Genomic DNA, 14,951 nt, shown 5'->3' on the forward strand with positions numbered 1-14,951 from the left:
CGCGAGGTTAAAAGCCTTACGTGACACCCAAGTTACGAACGCGAAAACATCGAGGCGGACAAGCACGCTTGGCCGCCTCGATTTCCGTCCGGCAAGCCGTAACGGGGCGGTTCTTCAGCGCAGATGCGCCGTCGCCTGCTCCTCGACCATGGCCTTGATCTCGCGCGCCATGGGATCGCGCAGTTCTTCCAGCACGTGCGCCACCAGCCCGATGGCCCGCGACATGACGCCTATGCCGCGCACTACGCGCCAGGGGATGCCCAGTTCGCTGGCGACGGCGCCGATGGCGCCAGTGGCGTTGACCGGCAGGCTCTTGCCCAACCGAGCCTGCGCGGCTTCGGCTACGGCCTGCATCAGGGCCACGTACGGACCGTCGAAGCCGTTGTCGCGGGCGATCTCGAACAGGCGCGGCGCGCGCGGATCCACCGGCTTGTGGATGTGGTGACCGATGCCGGGCACCGTGCGGCTGCGGGCGGCGTGGTCGTCGACGATGCGCGCCGCCAGGGCCGCGATGTCGCCCGGCCGGGCGGGATCCGGCACGGCCTCCTGCAGCATGCGGGCGGCGTTCTCCATGCTGCCCACGAATACGCTGCCCAGCCCGCTCAGTCCGGCAGCCACCGCGGCCTGCATGGCCTCGGGCGCGCCGGCCAGCGTCATCCGCGTCACGATGGCGCTGGGCGTCATGCCGTGCTCGACCAGGATCACGGCCAGGGCATTGAACACGCGCGATTCGCGCTCGTCGGGCAGGCGGTCCATCATCTCCAGGAACGCCATGTCGCCCAGCGACACCTTGCCCATGATGTCCTGGCACAGGTCCAGTCCCTTGATGGTGATCTTGTCCTCGGTGCTCCAGCAGATGTCGGTTCTCAGTTGCTTGCGCTTGGCCATGGGGCTCGTCTCCTTCGGTATCTCGTTACGCATTGTGCCCCGGCGGGGCGGGTGGCGTGTTCAGGCCTGCAGGTCCACCGTGCGCGCCTTGACCGCGGGGTCGTCGCGCAGCACGTTCTTGGCGATCTTGTGGGTGGGCGTATGCGGCAGCTCGGGCAGCAGCGCCACGTAGCGGGGCACCTTGATGGCCGCGAGCCGTTCCCGGCACCACGCGGCGATGTCGGCCTCGGCCAGCGTTGCGCCCGGACGCGGCGCCACCACCATCAGAATCTCGTCTTCGCCCAGTTCCGAAGGCACCGCCAGCGCGGCCGCCTCGAATACCGCCGGATGTTCGTTGACGACCATCTCGAGCTCGGCCGCCGCGATGTTCTCGCCGCGGCGGCGGATGATGTCCTTCTTGCGCGAGATGTGGAAGAAAAATCCGTCGGCGTCGCGCCGCACCAGGTCGCCCGTCTTGAGCCATTCGCCGTCGAAGGCCTGGCGGGTCTGCCCGGGATCCCGGAAGTATCCCTGCATAACGATGGGCGTGGCTACCCATAGCTCGCCGACCTCGTCCACTCCCACGTCGCGCCCGGCATCGTCGACCACCCGGCAGCGTGCCCACGGCCGGGCGGGATCCGGGTGCGAGGCCACCACGCCCATGCTGCCGGGCTTGTCCGGCCCGTCGTACGGATTGCAGGTGACGCCCGGGATCTCGGTCATGCCGAAGCCCGAGAATAGATGACGCACGCCGAACTCGTCGCGGAACACCGGCGCGGACTTCCTGCGCACGCCGTACACCACGCGCAGCCGGTGGTCGGGCCGGTATTCGCCCCGGTCGCGCGACGCCAGTATGGTGCCGATGGCCTCGATGATGTTGACCACAGTAGCGCCGTTGTCCGCCGCCACCTGCCAGAATGCCGACGCCGAGAACCGCGGCACCACGATCATGCAGGCGCCCGAGGCCAGCACTCCGCCAACCGAGTAGAACAGCGCATTCATGTGGAAGAACGGCAGGATGATCATCACGCGGTCGTCGGGCTGCAGGTGCACGCGCGCGACATTGGCCTCGCCGGCCGTGACCAGGTTGTACTGGCTGTGCATCACGCCCTTGGGGAACCCGGTGGTGCCCGAGGTATAGATGATGACGCAGGTATCCGATGACGCCGGAGCCGGCAGCGGGGCGCCGGCGGCGGGATGGCGCAAGGCGGCCGCGAGCGAGTCCGGATCGGCTTCCGGCGCATCGATCACCATCAGCCATGGACGCGCCGCGAATTCGTCGGCAATGGGCCGTATCAGCTCGAGCAGGCGCGCTTCGGCCAGGATCCCCTGCACGTCGGCGTGCCGCAGCGCGTAATCCATCTCGCGCGGGCCGAATTCCGGGTTGACCGGCACCATGATGGCGCCCAGCCGGGCCAGGGCGAACAGCGCCAGCACGTGCGCCTTGTCGTTGCGTCCCGCCACCGCCACCCGCATTCCCCGCCCGATGCCTCGTGCCGCCAGAGCGTGAGCCAGGCGTTCGTAGCGTTCACCGAATTCGCGCCAGCTCCAGCGCACTTCGCCCTGTATCAGGAAGGGCTCGTCCGCCTGGACCGCGCAGCGGCTCAGGAAGGCATCGTGCAGGGTGCCGTCGTGCGGGCGATAGCTGTTCAAGACGTCTAGCGGACTTTTCATGACTACGCGGGCGGGTACGGAAACCGCCACAGTTTACTTCTTGAATACGTGCGTGCACAATTGTATTCATTCAAATACGGACGTGCGGGAGCAACTGTCGCCAACCGCCGCCACATCCCGACGGACGCCACACCGGCCCATACAGGAGGAGACATGAAGCACGCACTCGGCGCAGCGGCCTGCCTGGCCGCATTCGCCCTGCCCGGCCATGCCGCGCCGGCCGACAACTATCCGGAAAGACCCGTGCGCATCGTCGTGCCCTTCGCGGCCGGCGGGGGTGGCGACTTCATCGCCCGCGCCTTCGCCGACAAGTTGTCGGACACCATCAAGCAGCCGGTCATCATCGACAACCGCGGCGGCGGCAACACGGTCACCGGCACGGAGGTCGTGGCCAAGGCCGAGCCCGACGGCTACACGCTGCTGATCGTCAGTCCCAGCTTCGCCACCAATCCCACGCTGCTGCCCAGCCTGCCCTACAAGACGCCGGACGACTTCGCCCCCGTGGGCCTGGTGATCACTTATGCCATGGGGCTGGCGGCGCGCTCCACGCTGGAGGCCAATGACATTCCCCAGCTGCTCGCGCTCGCGAAGAAGCAGCCGGGCAAGCTCACCATCGCCACCTCGGGCGAGGGCTCGGCCACGCACCTGGCCACCGAGCTGTTCAAGGCGGCCACCCACGTCAACATCATGGACGTGCCGTACCGCGGCGCCGGCCCCGCCATGCTGGACGTCGCCAGCGGCCACGTGGACCTGGCCTTCACGGGGCTGTCGCAAATCAAGCCCCACCTCGACAGCAAGCGCGCCAAGCTCCTGGCCACCACGGGCCTGAAGCGGCTGCAGTCGGCGCCCGACACGAAAACCATTGCCGAACAGGGCGTCAAGGACTTCGAAGCGGTGGTGTGGTGGGGCGTCTTCGCGCCGGCCGGCACCCCCAAACCCATCATCGACAAGATCAACGGCGCGCTGCGCACCAGCCTTGCCGACCCCGAGGTGGCCAAGCGGCTCGAGGTCATCGATGGCGAGGTCAAGGTGTCCTCGCCGGAGGAGTTCGACCGCTTCGTGCGCGCGGAGATCGCCCGCTGGCGCACGCTGCTCAAGCCCTCCAAGGCCTCCCAGGCCGCACGCTGAACGGCGGGCCGGCGCCGACGGGGCGGACTTGGTTATGATCGCTGCTTTGCCATCCGCCCTCCCGCCGTCCATGCCCAGACAAAAAGCGGCGCCTGCCGCGCCCAGCGCGAAGAATCTCGGACAGTCCGCGTGTTCGCGCGGCGAGCAGGCCTACCAGTACGTGCGCACGGCCATCCGCTCCGGCGAACTGGCCCCCGGCACGCGCCTGCGCGAAATCGAGCTGGCCGAACTGCTGGGGCTGAGCCGCACTCCCGTGCGCGAAGCCTTGAGCCGCCTGGAAAGCGAAGGCCTGGTCGTCAACGAGTCGGGCCGGGGGCTGGTCGTGACCGAGCTCGATCAAAGCATGATCAACGAGCTCTATGTAATGCGCGAGGTGCTCGAAGGCACGGCCGCGCGGCTGGCCGCGCGCCATGCCTCCGACGTGGAGATCTCGGCGCTGCGCGAAATCGCCGACCGCGATGCGCAATTGCTCGAGCAGCCCGACCAGTTGGCGGTCAACAATCACTTCTTCCACGAAACGCTGTACCGCTGCGCGCATAACCGCTACCTGCTGAAGACGCTGAACTCGCTGCAGGAGTCGATGTCGCTGCTGGGCCCCACTACGCTCGCCATGCCCGGCCGCGCGCAAAGCAGCTCGCGCGAGCACCAGGAGATGGTGGCGGCGCTGGAACAGCGCGATCCCGACCTGGCCGAGCGTATTACCCGCGAACACATCCGCGCGGCCTACAAGGTCCGGCTCACGCGCATGCTGCGCAACATATGAAGAAACGCGTCCGCGCGGCGATGATCGCCGAGAGATAGTTGTCCTTGCGCAACTGTCCCGCTGGCGGCCGGCGCGGGAATCGGCATCCTGGTTCCGATTCGATGCTCCCCATCCGGCGGCGGCCGCCGCGGCGAACAGGGTCTTGCATATGTCGATCCTGGCCGGGTTTGTTGTTACGCAGCATTGGCCGCGCACGCGTGGCATGTCCGTACACGGCACGAAATATGGAAAGCGCGCCATCGGGTGCGAAACCGTCATCTGGAATGCTGCAACGCATGATCGTTGACGGTGTCCCCTTCCAAGCTCGCCGGCAGTTGCGTCGGGGATTGGGAGCCCATCGTGCGCAGTGAAATCCTGGCCTGGCATGCATTGCCATGGCGGCCCCGGAGCCCCGAAAAACCTGGCTCTTTATGCAACCGGGCATACAATGTCGCTTCACGTGCCGCTGACTGTTTTACATACAAAACAAATGGATTCTTCGCTTACCGATAAGGCGCTCGCCTATCATCAGTTCCCCGTTCCCGGAAAAATCGCCGTCGTTCCCACCAAGCCTCTCGACAACCAGCAGGACCTGTCGCTGGCCTATTCTCCCGGCGTCGCCGCCGCGTGCGAAGCCATCGCCAACGAACAACAGGCCACGCGCTACTACACCTCGCGCTCGAACCTGGTCGCGGTCATCTCCAACGGCACCGCCGTGCTGGGCCTGGGCAACATCGGGCCGTACGCCGCCAAGCCGGTCATGGAAGGCAAGGCCTGCCTGTTCCAGAAGTTCGCCGGCATCAACGTGTTCGACATCGAGCTTGCCGAAACCGATCCCGACAAGCTCGTCGACGCCATCGCGATGATGGAGCCCACCTTCGGCGGCATCAACCTCGAAGACATCAAGGCGCCCGAGTGCTTCTACATCGAGCGCAAGCTGACCGAGCGGATGTCGATCCCGGTCTTCCACGACGACCAGCACGGCACCGCCATCGTGGCGTCCGCCGGCATCGTCAACGGCCTGAAGCTGGCCGAGAAATCGCTCGACCGCGTGAAGCTGGTCTGCTCGGGCGCCGGCGCCGCCGCCATCGCCTGCCTGGACCTGCTGGTGCGGCAAGGCCTGAAGAAGGAGAACATCCTGCTGGTGGACTCCAAGGGCGTCGTCTACGAAGGCCGCGACGCGTCGATGGAATTCAACAAGTCGCGCTACGCCACCACCAGCACGGCCCGCACGCTGGCCGACGCGGTCAAGGATGCCGATATTTTCCTGGGGTGCTCGGCGGCGGGCCTGCTCACGCCCGACATGGTCGCCACCATGGCGCTGCGCCCGCTGATCCTCGCGCTGGCCAATCCCGAGCCGGAGATCCGGCCCGAACTGGCCAGGGAAGTGCGTTCCGACTGCCTGATCGCCACCGGCCGTTCGGACTACCCGAACCAGGTCAATAACGTTCTGTGCTTTCCCTTCCTGTTCCGCGGCGCGCTCGACGTCGATGCCATGCGCATCACCGACGAAATGAAGCTGGCCTGCGTCAACGCCATCGCCAATCTCGCGCAGCAGCCCATCCCGCCCGAAGTGGCCAAGGCCTATCCCAACCGCAAGCTGGAATTCGGCCCCGACTACTTCATTCCCACGCCGTTCGATCCCCGCCTGATCAGCGAGGTCGCGGCCGCCGTGGCGCTGGCTGCCATGGATTCGGGCGTCGCACGCAGTCCCATCGCCGACATCGACGCCTACCGCGAATCCCTGGCAAGCTCTTCGTCCAACCGCTGACGCAAGACCGGAAGGGCGGCCGCCCCTTCCGCCTCCGAAGCGCAAATCCGAGAATGCCCACCATCATGTCGTCCGCGCACAAGATCGTCTTCCTGGACCGGGCCAGCCTGCAGGCCACCATCCGGCCGCCTGCCTTTCCGCATACATGGGTCGACCACGACATCACTTCACGGGAAGAAGTCGTGGACCGGCTTGGGGACGCATCCATCGCGGTCACCAACAAGATACCGCTGCGCCGGGCCGAACTGGACCGGCTGCCGCAGTTGAAGATGATCGCCGTAGCCGCGACGGGCACCGACATCATCGATCTTGCCGCCTGCCAGGAACGCGGCATCGTGGTCTCGAACATCCGCAACTACGCGACGGCCTCGCTTCCGGAGCACACCTTCGCGCTCATCCTGGCCCTGCGGCGGAACCTGCGCGCCTACGCGGCCGACGTCGAAGCCGGCAAATGGCAGCGGTCGCAACAGTTCTGTTTCCTCGACTACCCCATCCGCGACCTGGCCGACAGCCGGCTCGGCATCGTGGGCTATGGCGCGCTGGGGCGCTCGGTGGCGGCACTGGGGCGCGCCTTCGGCATGGAGATCTGCGTGTCCAGCCGCTCGCCGGTGGATGAACCCGGCATCGTGAACCTGCCGCTGCCCGAACTGCTGCGGACCTCCGACGTCGTCACGCTGCACCTGCCGCTGAGTCCGGCCACGCGCAACATGATCGACCGCGAGCAGCTCGCCTCCATGAAGCGGACCGCGCTGCTGATCAACACTGCGCGCGGCGGACTGGTGAACGAAGCGGCGCTGGCCGATGCCCTGCGCGACGGCACCATCGCCGGCGCGGGCTTCGACGTGCTGGACGGCGAACCTCCGGCCGACACCAATCCTCTGTTGCACGTCAAGCAGCCCAATTTCATCCTGACGCCGCACGTCGCCTGGGCAAGCCAGGAAGCGATGCAGAGGCTGGCCGACCAGTTGGTGGACAACCTGGAAGCCTTCGTCGCGGGCAAGCCGCGCAACGTGGTGCAGCCGAAGTAGGCGGCACCACGCCTCTCTCGGTCGGCTCTGCTCGAACGCCTCCCGACTCGCCGCTTCGGCCCTCTGCCCAATGCCGCGGTCCAACGTCCGCGCGACGCTTCGGACGCCGAACTGCAGACCTGGGCCGTCAACATGCTGGATGCCGCCACCCTGTCCCAGGTCTTCGGCGAATAGCGGCCAAGGCGGCCCTACATGCCGCCCGGCGCCTGCCGCCAGCGGCCATACCCCGCAGCCCGCAGCTCGCAAGCCGGGCAGGCGCCGCATCCGTAGCCCCATTCGAAGCGCTTGCTGCGATCGCCGAGGTAGCAGGTATGGCTGTGCTCGGCCACGATGTCGACCAGCGCACCGCCCCCAAGGTCGAAAGCCAGTTGCCAGGTCTGCGCCTTGTCCAGCCACATCAGCGGGGTCTCGAAGGTGAAGCGCTGCCCCATGCCCAGCGATACCGCCACCTGCAGCGCCTTGACCGTATCGTCGCGGCAATCGGGGTAGCCGGAGAAGTCGGTTTCGCACATGCCGCCCACCACCACGTCGAGCCCGCGGCGATAGGCCAGCGCCGATGCCATGGTGAGGAAGACCAGGTTGCGCCCCGGGACGAAGGTATTGGGCAGCCCGGCGTCGGTCAGCCGGATCTCGGTCTCGCGCGTGAGCGCGGTGTCGCTGATGGCGCCCAGCACCGACAGGTCGACGGCATGGTCTTCGCCCAGCCGGGATGCCCACGCGGGAAAGCGGGCGCGCATTTCGCGCAGCACGTTCCGGCGGGCCTCGAGCTCCACGCGATGACGCTGGCCGTAGTCGAAGCCCACGGTTTCGACCGCCGCATAGCGGTCCAGCGCCCACGCGAGGCAGGTCGTGGAGTCCTGTCCGCCGGAGAACAGGACGAGGGCCTTGCGGGAGTCCATCAGTCGATCACCGCGGCGCAAGCGTCGGTGGGCGCGGCGGCAATGTCGCCCACGACGGGCACGATCTTGAGGCCGGCGGAAGCCACGCGGCACGGCGCGGCCACCACGCCGCAGCCGTTCAGCGTGACCGCGAAGGCCATGGCAAGCAGAAGACTTTTCATGAAAAACCCTGGCAGGAGAATCGAAGGCGCTGGCGCCAGGGTAGCACTATAAGATGGCGCGGTTCGAGCCCCTGGCCTGCGTCTCATCCAATTGACGCAGGCCGGGAGCGAGGCGCCGGCCGCCGCCCGGCATCGCGCCTGTTCAGGCCTTGGCCAGCGCCTGCTTGGCGCGCGGCCGCCCAAGGTCGGGGAGGAACGCGGTCAACAGGCCCAGCAGCGGCAGGAACGAGCAGAGGTGATACACATACTCGATGCTGGTCACGTCGGCCACCTTGCCCAGCACCGCGGCGCCCAGGCCGCCCATGCCGAAGGCGAACCCGAAGAAGAGGCCCGACACCGTGCCCACCTTGCCGGGCATCAGCTCCTGGGCGAACACCAGGATCGCAGAGAAGGCCGAGGCCAGGATCAGGCCGATGACGAAGCTCAGGATGCCGGTCCACGCCAAGTCCACGTAGGGCAACGCGAGCGCGAATGGCGCCACGCCCAGGATGGAGCCCCAGATCACCTTCTTGCGCCCGATGCGGTCGCCGATGGGGCCGCCCAGTATCGTGCCCAGGGCCACGGCGATGAGGAAGCCGAACAGGTGCATCTGCGCATTCTGCACCGATACGCCGAAGCGATGCATCAGGTAGAAGGTGTAGTAGCTGGTGAAGCTCGCCATGTAGAAGTACTTGGAGAACAGCAGCGTCAGCAGGATGGCCATCGAGCCCGTGACCGCCCCGCGGCTGAGCGAGGATGGGGGCGGAGCCGGCCGGGCCTTGCGCGGGCCGGACAGGTGCTGCCGCTTGTACCAGGCGCCGACCTGGTAGAGCACGACCATGGCCAGCAGCGCGGCCAGGGCGAACCATGCCAGGCTGTCCTGGCCACGCGGGATGATGAACCAGGCGGCCAGCAGCGGCCCCATGGCGCTGCCGGCGTTGCCGCCCACCTGGAAGATGGATTGCGCCAGGCCATGGCGGCCGCCCGATACCAGGCGCGCGACGCGGGAGGATTCCGGGTGGAAAATGGACGACCCGGTGCCCAGCAGCGCCGCGGCCACCAGCAGCGTGGCGTAATTGGGCGCGAAGGCCAGCAGCACGATCCCGGCCAGGCTGCACGCCATGCCGATGGGCAGCGAATAGGGCTTGGGATTGCGGTCGGTGTACAGGCCCACCAGCGGCTGCAGCAGCGATGCCGTGAGCTGGTAGAGCAGCGTGATCAGGCCGATCTGGGTGAAGGTGAGCGCGAATTCGCTTTTCAGCAGCGGGTAGACTGCCAGGATCAGCGATTGCAGCATGTCGTTCAGGAAGTGCGAGAAGCTGATCGCGCCCAGTATCTTGAAGCCGGTGCGCTCCGCCTGGGCGGACGGAACTTGGGCAGGGTTGACGCTTTGCATGATGTCTCTAGGGTTGCCCGACAGCGGGCTCAGGGTTTTTACGTATTTTCGTAAGCGTACCTGTCCGGATTCCGTCTGTCTTGCGAAAATAAGGCACGGCCCTTCTAGAAATGGACAAATCCCGCCCTTTTCCCGACTACCACGATTACGACCGCCGCGAGCGGCCGGTCACGGCCATGGCAAAGGACTTCCCGCCGGGCTATCGCACGGGTCCGCACCGGCACCCCTCGGGACAGCTGGTCTATGCCTTGTACGGCGTCATGGTCGCCCACACCGAAATGGGGCGGTGGGTGGTGCCGCCCACCCGGGGGCTGTGGATGCCCCCCTCGGTCCACCATGAATTGCGCATGGTGGGCGAGGTGCGCATGCGCACCGCCTACATCCATCCCGACGCGGCCCGCCACCTGCCCAGCCACTGTTCGGTGATGGCCATTTCGCCGCTGCTGCGCGAGCTGATCCTGGCGGCCATCGACATCCAGGGTCCCTACGACGACGACACGCGCGACGGCCGCGTCATGCGGCTGCTGCTGGACGAGCTGCGGCAGCTGCCCATGCTTCCGCTGCGCCTGCCCCGGCCCGCCGATGCGCGCCTGCAAGCGGTATGCGAAGCCATCGTCGCCGCTCCCGACGACAAGACCACCATCCAGGGATGGGCCGGCCGCCTGGGAGTGGATGCCAAGACCGTACACCGTCTTTTCGTGCGCGAAACCGGCATGACTTTCGGCCAATGGCGCCAGCAGGCACGGCTGCTGGAAGCGCTGGAACGCCTGGCCGAAGGCGCCAAGATCCTCGACGTTGCCCTGGAGCTGGGCTACGCCAGTCCCAGCGCGTTCTCCACGATGTTCAAGCGGCAGTTCGGCGTGGCGCCCAGCGCGTTCTTCGATCAATAGGCGGCCGGCGGCCCGTCCAGGAAATGGGCCAGTCGAAAGCCACGCGGCGGCGCTCCCCCAGCGCCGCCGCAGTCGGCCGCCAGATGGCCGAGGACGCGCCGAAGCCATGCAGCAACAGCAAGGGTGTCTCGCGCGCCATGGCGTCAGTTGTCCAGCATCACGCCGGACTTCTGCACGATCTCCCGCCAGCGGCGCGCCTCCTCGCGCAGTTCCGCCGCGAACCCGGCGGGCGAGCCCTTGCCCGGCACGAAACCGCCCTGGGCAAAGGCCTCGCGTACCTGGGGTGTGGCCAGGACCTCGTTCAGCGCCTGCGATAGCGCCTCGAGGATTGCCGGATCGGTGCCCTTGGGCGCCGCCAGCCCCCACCAGTTGCTGAGCACGACGTCCGGCATGCCGGCCTCGGCTGCGGTGGGCACCTCCTTCAGGCCCGGATAGCGGCTGGAGGAGGCGACGGCCAGCGCGCGCACGCGGCCTTGGGGCATGTATGCGGCGGCGATGCTGTAGCCGCCGATGTAGAGCTGGATCTCGTTGGCCAGCAGGGCCTGCACGCCCAGCGACGAACCGCGGTAGGGAATGTGGGTCATGTTCGCGTGCATGGCCTCGCTCAGCATGTAGGCCGACAGGTGCGGCGTGGTGCCCGCTCCCGGGGAGCCGTAGTTCAGCTTGCCCGCGTGCTCCCGCGCGTACCGGGCGAAGCCCGCGTAGTCCTCGGCCGGCACGGCCGCGCTGATGTAGATGAAGGCGGGCACGTCGGCCAGCTTGCCCACCATGGCCAGGTCCTGCAGCGGATCGAACCCCAGTTTGCGGTACAGGAACTGGTTGATGACGAAGTTGTTGGTCGCGCCCAGCACCAGCGTATAGCCATCGGGCTTGGCGCGCACCACGTCCTGCACGCCGATGTTGCCGCCCGCGCCGGTACGGTAATCGATGACCAGGGGCTGGCCCAGGCGCTTCTCCAGCAACGGCTGCACCTGGCGGATGGCGATGTCGCCCGCCGCCCCGGGCGCGTAGGGCAGCACGATGCGTATGGGCCGGTCGGGATAGCCCGCCCGCGCGGCGGCGGCAAGACAGATCAGGAGGCCGGCGGCGAACAGCGCGGCGCGGCGGCGAACGGTATCGGTCACGGCATGCCCTCCTTCAAGCGATGCGCCGGATCTGTCGCCGGCGCGGCGGCGTGGCGCTACAGGTCGATGCGCATCAGGTCATGGGCCAGGCGCAGCGGGCCGTCGTAGTTCTTGCGTATGTCGGCCACGATTTCGTCCATCAGGTGCGGGCCCATCAGCTCCACCGGCAGGTGCTTGGCGGCGGCGCGCCTGAGCACGGGGCTGGTGGAATCGAAATGGCCGAAGTGGGTCGCCACCAGGCTCTTCACCTTGGCCCGGCGGGCGATCTTGCCCAGATCCGTCGGGCTGGTGTGGGCATAGGTCCCGACGCCGGTCTTGGCGCGGTGGGCGATGAAGGATTCGGGGAAGGTGCACTCATGGATCAGCAGGTCGGCATCCTGGGCCAGCCGAACCATGGCCTCGCACGGCGCGGTGTCGCCGCTGAACGCGATGACCTTGCCCTCGGCCTCGACGCGTACCCCGAAGCATTCGCAGATGTCGCGCGGGATGTGCTCGACCCAGTCGACCGAAACCCACCTTGGCCGGGTCCACATTGGCACGCACCATCTGCCGGGTCGCGCCTTCGCCGCAGTCGAACAGGTAGTGCCGGTCGTCGTCCAGCGTGAGCAGGATCGCGGACTGGCCGCGGTCGGGATCGGGAAGGGCGGCGCCGGTACCCAGCATCGTGATCTTCATCAAGGCCTCGCGTTTCGGGGATTGGACGAGGCCAGTGTAGGCATCCGGTGACTACCGATGCTCCTGCAGGCCGTACGGGACGAGGCCGCCGGGCTGGAAGAACAGGCGGAACGGGAGTGAAGGACCCCGGCCGCCAGCGGCCGATCCTGCACGAGGAATTATCAACAGACAGGAAACGAACCCTTCCATTTTTGACGATTGATTGCCTGACAGTACGCGCCTATATTGCCCGGAGAGCTATAGGAGTCCGCCATGTCCGCGTCCAGCGCCCATCGTCTGCCCACCTTCTTCATTCCACATGGAGGGGGCCCCTGCTTCTTCATGGAATGGCCCGGCAACCCCGGCATGTGGGACCGCATGGCCGCATTCCTGAAAGGGCTTGCCGCGTCGGCGCAAGTGCGTCCCAAGGCGGTGCTGGTCGTCTCGGGCCACTGGGAAGAAGAAGCCTTCACCGTCAACGCCGGCCCCAATCCGCCGCTGCTGTTCGACTACTACGGTTTTCCCGAGCACACCTACCGCCTCGAATACCCCGCCCCGGGCTCGCCCGCGCTGGCCGCCCGCGTCCAGGCGCTGCTGGGCGAAGCCGGCATCGGTTCCGGCGCGGACGCCACGAGGGGCCTGGACCATGGGGTGTTCGTACCATTCAAGCTGATCTTTCCCGATGCCGACGTGCCCATCGTCCAGTTGTCGATGAAGACGGGCCTGGATCCCCAAGAGCATCTGGCCGCGGGGCGGGCGCTTGCGCCGCTGCGCGACGAGGGCGTGCTGATCGTGGGCAGCGGCATGAGCTTTCACAACATGCGCGGGTTCTCGCCGGCCTTCCATCCTGCTTCGCAGCGCTTCGACGACTGGCTGGCCGAAACCGTGGCCCTGCCGCGCCCGGCGCGCGAGCAGGCGCTGGAAAACTGGCAACAGGCCCCGGATGCGCGCGTCGCGCAACCACGGCCGGATCATTTACTGCCGTTGATGGTGGCCGCGGGCGCGGCCGGCGACGATCCTGGCCGCCGCGTTTTCCAGGACGAGGTCATGAACGTCGTCGTTTCCGCGAGCCGGTTCGGGTAGGGAGCCCACCCCCCGGCGGCCTGCGGCCGCTCCCCCTCCAGGGGGCGGCGCTGGCGGACCGGCAAAGCCGGATCCGCGGCGCCCTGGGGTACCACCGGGCTGGCGGGGAGTGGCGTCCTGGAGGGAAGCTCATGCGTCGCGGCGACGCTGGGCCACGCTTGGAAGGGCAAGAATTCTTGTTGTTGTGCCGTTGTTCTTTGTCTACCGCTCGCCATGTTCATCTCAAGGAAAGAAAAAATGCAGACTTCCAATGACTTCTTCGCCGTCTGGGCTCCCCGCGCGCAAGCGCTGATGCGCATCGTCGTCGCCTACGTGTTCATGCAGCACGGCACGGCGAAGTTCTTCGATATTCCCTCGCTGGGCTTCCAGGGAATACAGCTGTTCTCGCTCATGGGATTGGCGGGGGTGCTGGAGATCGCCGGGGGCCTGCTGATGATCCTGGGCCTGTTCACCCGGCCGGTGGCGTTCATCCTGTCGGGCTTCATGGCGGTGGCCTATTTCATGGCCCATGCGCCCAAGGCTTTCCTCAGCCCCTTGCAGAACGGCGGCGAGCCGGCGGTGCTGTATTGCTTCGTGTTCCTGTTCTTCGCCGTGGCCGGGGCCGGCGCGTTCAGCATCGACGCGGCGCGCGGCAAGGCCTGAGAGGCTTGGATACCCTGGTCAGCATGAAGGTGTTCCGCCTCGTGGTCGAGGCGGGCAGCTTCGCGCGGGCGGCGGCGCAGATGGGTATCTCGCCCGCCATGGCGAGCAAGCATCTTGCCCACCTGGAACGCAGCCTGGGGGCGCGGCTGCTCAACCGCACCAGCCGGCACGTCAGTCCCACCGAGGCGGGACAAGTCTATTTCGAGCAGTGCTGCGAAGCGCTGGACCTCCTGGACACCGCCGAAGCCACCCTGCAGGACAGCCACGCCGAACCGCGGGGGCAATTGAAGATCACCGCGCCCGTCTGGTGCGCCAACCGCCGCTTCGCCGGCATGCTCGCCTGCTATCGCGAACGCTACCCCCGCGTGGCCATCGACCTGCGCCTGAGCAACTACAAGGTAGACCTGGCCGAGGAAGGCTTCGACCTCGCCTTGCGTGCCGCGACCCAGAACGCGCCCTCCCTCATCGCGCGGCCCCTGTGCGAGGTTCCCTTCGCGCTGGTGGCGTCGCGCGATTACGCCGCCCGGCACCGTATCGACACCCCGGCCGAACTGGCCGACCGCCCCGCGGTGCTGCCTGCCTATATCAGGCGGCCGGAAGAGATCCGCCTGCATGGGCCGCAAGGCCCGGCCACGCTGCGCATGCCCGTCGCCTTGAAGACGGACGATTCTTCCCTGGCGCGCCACAGCCTGCTGGCCGGCATAGGTCCGGGCTACCTGCCCGAGTGGCTCATCGCCGACGACCTCGCCAGCGGCGCGCTGGTCCGGCTGCTGCCGGCATACCGCCCTCCGTCCGTGACGCTGTATGCCGCCTATACCAGCCGCAAATTCCTGACGCCCAAGGTGCGCACCTTCATCGATTTCTTCAGCGCGGCCTTCGGCCAGGCCTCCACGGAATCCCGTCCCTAGACGGT

General features: G+C 67.3%; 14 protein-coding genes and 1 pseudogene. 8 read left to right on the forward strand and 7 right to left on the reverse strand.

Translation table 11 applies throughout. The annotated features are described in order from the left end of the window. Positions 1-114 precede the first annotated feature (114 nt). Both CDO44_RS01460 and CDO44_RS01465 read right to left on the reverse strand, forming a co-directional pair. Positions 115-888 carry a citryl-CoA lyase gene (locus CDO44_RS01460; RefSeq protein ID WP_087778349.1) on the reverse strand — a complete coding sequence of 258 codons (774 nt, stop codon included), beginning with the start codon at positions 886-888 and terminating at the stop codon, positions 115-117. Between the two features lie 60 nt (positions 889-948). Then, positions 949-2,541, reverse strand: coding sequence for a class I adenylate-forming enzyme family protein (locus CDO44_RS01465; RefSeq protein ID WP_087778350.1), 1,593 nt, complete (start codon positions 2,539-2,541; stop codon positions 949-951). Between the two features lie 153 nt (positions 2,542-2,694). Between CDO44_RS01465 and CDO44_RS01470 the strand changes: the two genes are divergently transcribed. The 4 genes and pseudogenes from CDO44_RS01470 (at position 2,695) to CDO44_RS01485 (ending at position 7,210) form a co-directional block, all read left to right on the forward strand. Beyond that, the gene (locus CDO44_RS01470) at positions 2,695-3,669 is read left to right on the forward strand and encodes a tripartite tricarboxylate transporter substrate binding protein (RefSeq protein ID WP_087778351.1); all 975 of its coding nucleotides are present in this window, start codon (positions 2,695-2,697) and stop codon (positions 3,667-3,669) included. 70 nt (positions 3,670-3,739) lie between these two features. Continuing rightward, the gene (locus CDO44_RS01475; protein WP_087778427.1) at positions 3,740-4,432 is read left to right on the forward strand and encodes a GntR family transcriptional regulator; all 693 of its coding nucleotides are present in this window, start codon (positions 3,740-3,742) and stop codon (positions 4,430-4,432) included. 469 nt (positions 4,433-4,901) lie between these two features. After that, positions 4,902-6,167: pseudogene (locus CDO44_RS01480) on the forward strand (malic enzyme-like NAD(P)-binding protein); the annotation flags it as partial. A 68-nt stretch (positions 6,168-6,235) separates the two neighbouring features. Next, positions 6,236-7,210 carry a D-2-hydroxyacid dehydrogenase gene (locus tag CDO44_RS01485; RefSeq protein ID WP_233145988.1) on the forward strand — a complete coding sequence of 325 codons (975 nt, stop codon included), beginning with the start codon at positions 6,236-6,238 and terminating at the stop codon, positions 7,208-7,210. A 188-nt stretch (positions 7,211-7,398) separates the two neighbouring features. Here the strand turns inward: CDO44_RS01485 and queC are convergent, their stop codons facing one another. From queC to CDO44_RS01495, 3 genes are all read right to left on the reverse strand, one after another. After that, entirely contained in the window at positions 7,399-8,109 is a 711-nt protein-coding gene (gene queC / locus CDO44_RS01490; protein ID WP_087778353.1) for a 7-cyano-7-deazaguanine synthase QueC, read from the reverse strand. After that, a complete protein-coding gene (locus CDO44_RS27765) occupies positions 8,109-8,270 on the reverse strand; it encodes a DUF6726 family protein (RefSeq protein WP_198951267.1) in 162 nt (53 codons plus the stop codon). Before CDO44_RS27765 ends, queC begins: the two co-directional genes overlap by 1 nt. A gap of 142 nt (positions 8,271-8,412) precedes the next feature. Beyond that, positions 8,413-9,645: an MFS transporter gene (locus CDO44_RS01495; protein ID WP_087778354.1), complete on the reverse strand. Its 1,233-nt coding sequence runs from the start codon at positions 9,643-9,645 to the stop codon at positions 8,413-8,415. A gap of 110 nt (positions 9,646-9,755) precedes the next feature. Between CDO44_RS01495 and CDO44_RS01500 the strand changes: the two genes are divergently transcribed. Then, positions 9,756-10,535 (forward strand): helix-turn-helix domain-containing protein, encoded by a 780-nt coding sequence (locus CDO44_RS01500; protein ID WP_087778355.1) that lies wholly within the window; start codon positions 9,756-9,758, stop codon positions 10,533-10,535. A gap of 143 nt (positions 10,536-10,678) precedes the next feature. Here the strand turns inward: CDO44_RS01500 and CDO44_RS01505 are convergent, their stop codons facing one another. Both CDO44_RS01505 and CDO44_RS01510 read right to left on the reverse strand, forming a co-directional pair. Continuing rightward, positions 10,679-11,659, reverse strand: a complete 981-nt coding sequence (locus CDO44_RS01505) for a tripartite tricarboxylate transporter substrate binding protein (protein ID WP_233145989.1) — start codon at positions 11,657-11,659, stop codon at positions 10,679-10,681. Positions 11,660-11,715: 56 nt separating this feature from the next. Further along, complete coding sequence (locus tag CDO44_RS01510) at positions 11,716-12,192, reverse strand: MBL fold metallo-hydrolase (protein WP_233146003.1); 477 nt, start codon at positions 12,190-12,192, stop codon at positions 11,716-11,718. Positions 12,193-12,586: 394 nt separating this feature from the next. Between CDO44_RS01510 and CDO44_RS01515 the strand changes: the two genes are divergently transcribed. From CDO44_RS01515 to CDO44_RS01525, 3 genes are all read left to right on the forward strand, one after another. Further along, complete coding sequence (locus tag CDO44_RS01515; RefSeq protein WP_087778356.1) at positions 12,587-13,396, forward strand: class III extradiol ring-cleavage dioxygenase; 810 nt, start codon at positions 12,587-12,589, stop codon at positions 13,394-13,396. Between the two features lie 237 nt (positions 13,397-13,633). Next, a complete protein-coding gene (locus CDO44_RS01520; RefSeq protein WP_087778357.1) occupies positions 13,634-14,038 on the forward strand; it encodes a DoxX family protein in 405 nt (134 codons plus the stop codon). Between the two features lie 5 nt (positions 14,039-14,043). Next, positions 14,044-14,946 carry a LysR family transcriptional regulator gene (locus CDO44_RS01525; RefSeq protein WP_087778358.1) on the forward strand — a complete coding sequence of 301 codons (903 nt, stop codon included), beginning with the start codon at positions 14,044-14,046 and terminating at the stop codon, positions 14,944-14,946. Positions 14,947-14,951: the final 5 nt, after the last annotated feature.

The sequence above is a fragment of the Pigmentiphaga sp. NML080357 genome (genome assembly GCF_002188465.1).
Classification (GTDB): domain Bacteria; phylum Pseudomonadota; class Gammaproteobacteria; order Burkholderiales; family Burkholderiaceae_B; genus Pigmentiphaga.

What these genes read in the sequence shown, in the direction of transcription:
- CDO44_RS01460 (WP_087778349.1), bottom strand. Translation starts at nt 888, where the DNA reads ATGGCCAAGCGCAAGCAACTGAGAACCGACATCTGCTGGAGCACCGAG.
- CDO44_RS01510 (WP_233146003.1), bottom strand. Translation starts at nt 12,192, where the DNA reads ATGTGGACCCGGCCAAGGTGGGTTTCGGTCGACTGGGTCGAGCACATC.
- CDO44_RS01495 (WP_087778354.1), bottom strand. Translation starts at nt 9,645, where the DNA reads ATGCAAAGCGTCAACCCTGCCCAAGTTCCGTCCGCCCAGGCGGAGCGC.
- CDO44_RS01475 (WP_087778427.1), top strand. Translation starts at nt 3,740, where the DNA reads ATGCCCAGACAAAAAGCGGCGCCTGCCGCGCCCAGCGCGAAGAATCTC.
- CDO44_RS01485 (WP_233145988.1), top strand. Translation starts at nt 6,236, where the DNA reads ATGCCCACCATCATGTCGTCCGCGCACAAGATCGTCTTCCTGGACCGG.
- CDO44_RS01500 (WP_087778355.1), top strand. Translation starts at nt 9,756, where the DNA reads ATGGACAAATCCCGCCCTTTTCCCGACTACCACGATTACGACCGCCGC.
- CDO44_RS27765 (WP_198951267.1), bottom strand. Translation starts at nt 8,270, where the DNA reads ATGAAAAGTCTTCTGCTTGCCATGGCCTTCGCGGTCACGCTGAACGGC.
- CDO44_RS01515 (WP_087778356.1), top strand. Translation starts at nt 12,587, where the DNA reads ATGTCCGCGTCCAGCGCCCATCGTCTGCCCACCTTCTTCATTCCACAT.
- CDO44_RS01520 (WP_087778357.1), top strand. Translation starts at nt 13,634, where the DNA reads ATGCAGACTTCCAATGACTTCTTCGCCGTCTGGGCTCCCCGCGCGCAA.
- CDO44_RS01470 (WP_087778351.1), top strand. Translation starts at nt 2,695, where the DNA reads ATGAAGCACGCACTCGGCGCAGCGGCCTGCCTGGCCGCATTCGCCCTG.
- queC (WP_087778353.1), bottom strand. Translation starts at nt 8,109, where the DNA reads ATGGACTCCCGCAAGGCCCTCGTCCTGTTCTCCGGCGGACAGGACTCC.
- CDO44_RS01465 (WP_087778350.1), bottom strand. Translation starts at nt 2,541, where the DNA reads ATGAAAAGTCCGCTAGACGTCTTGAACAGCTATCGCCCGCACGACGGC.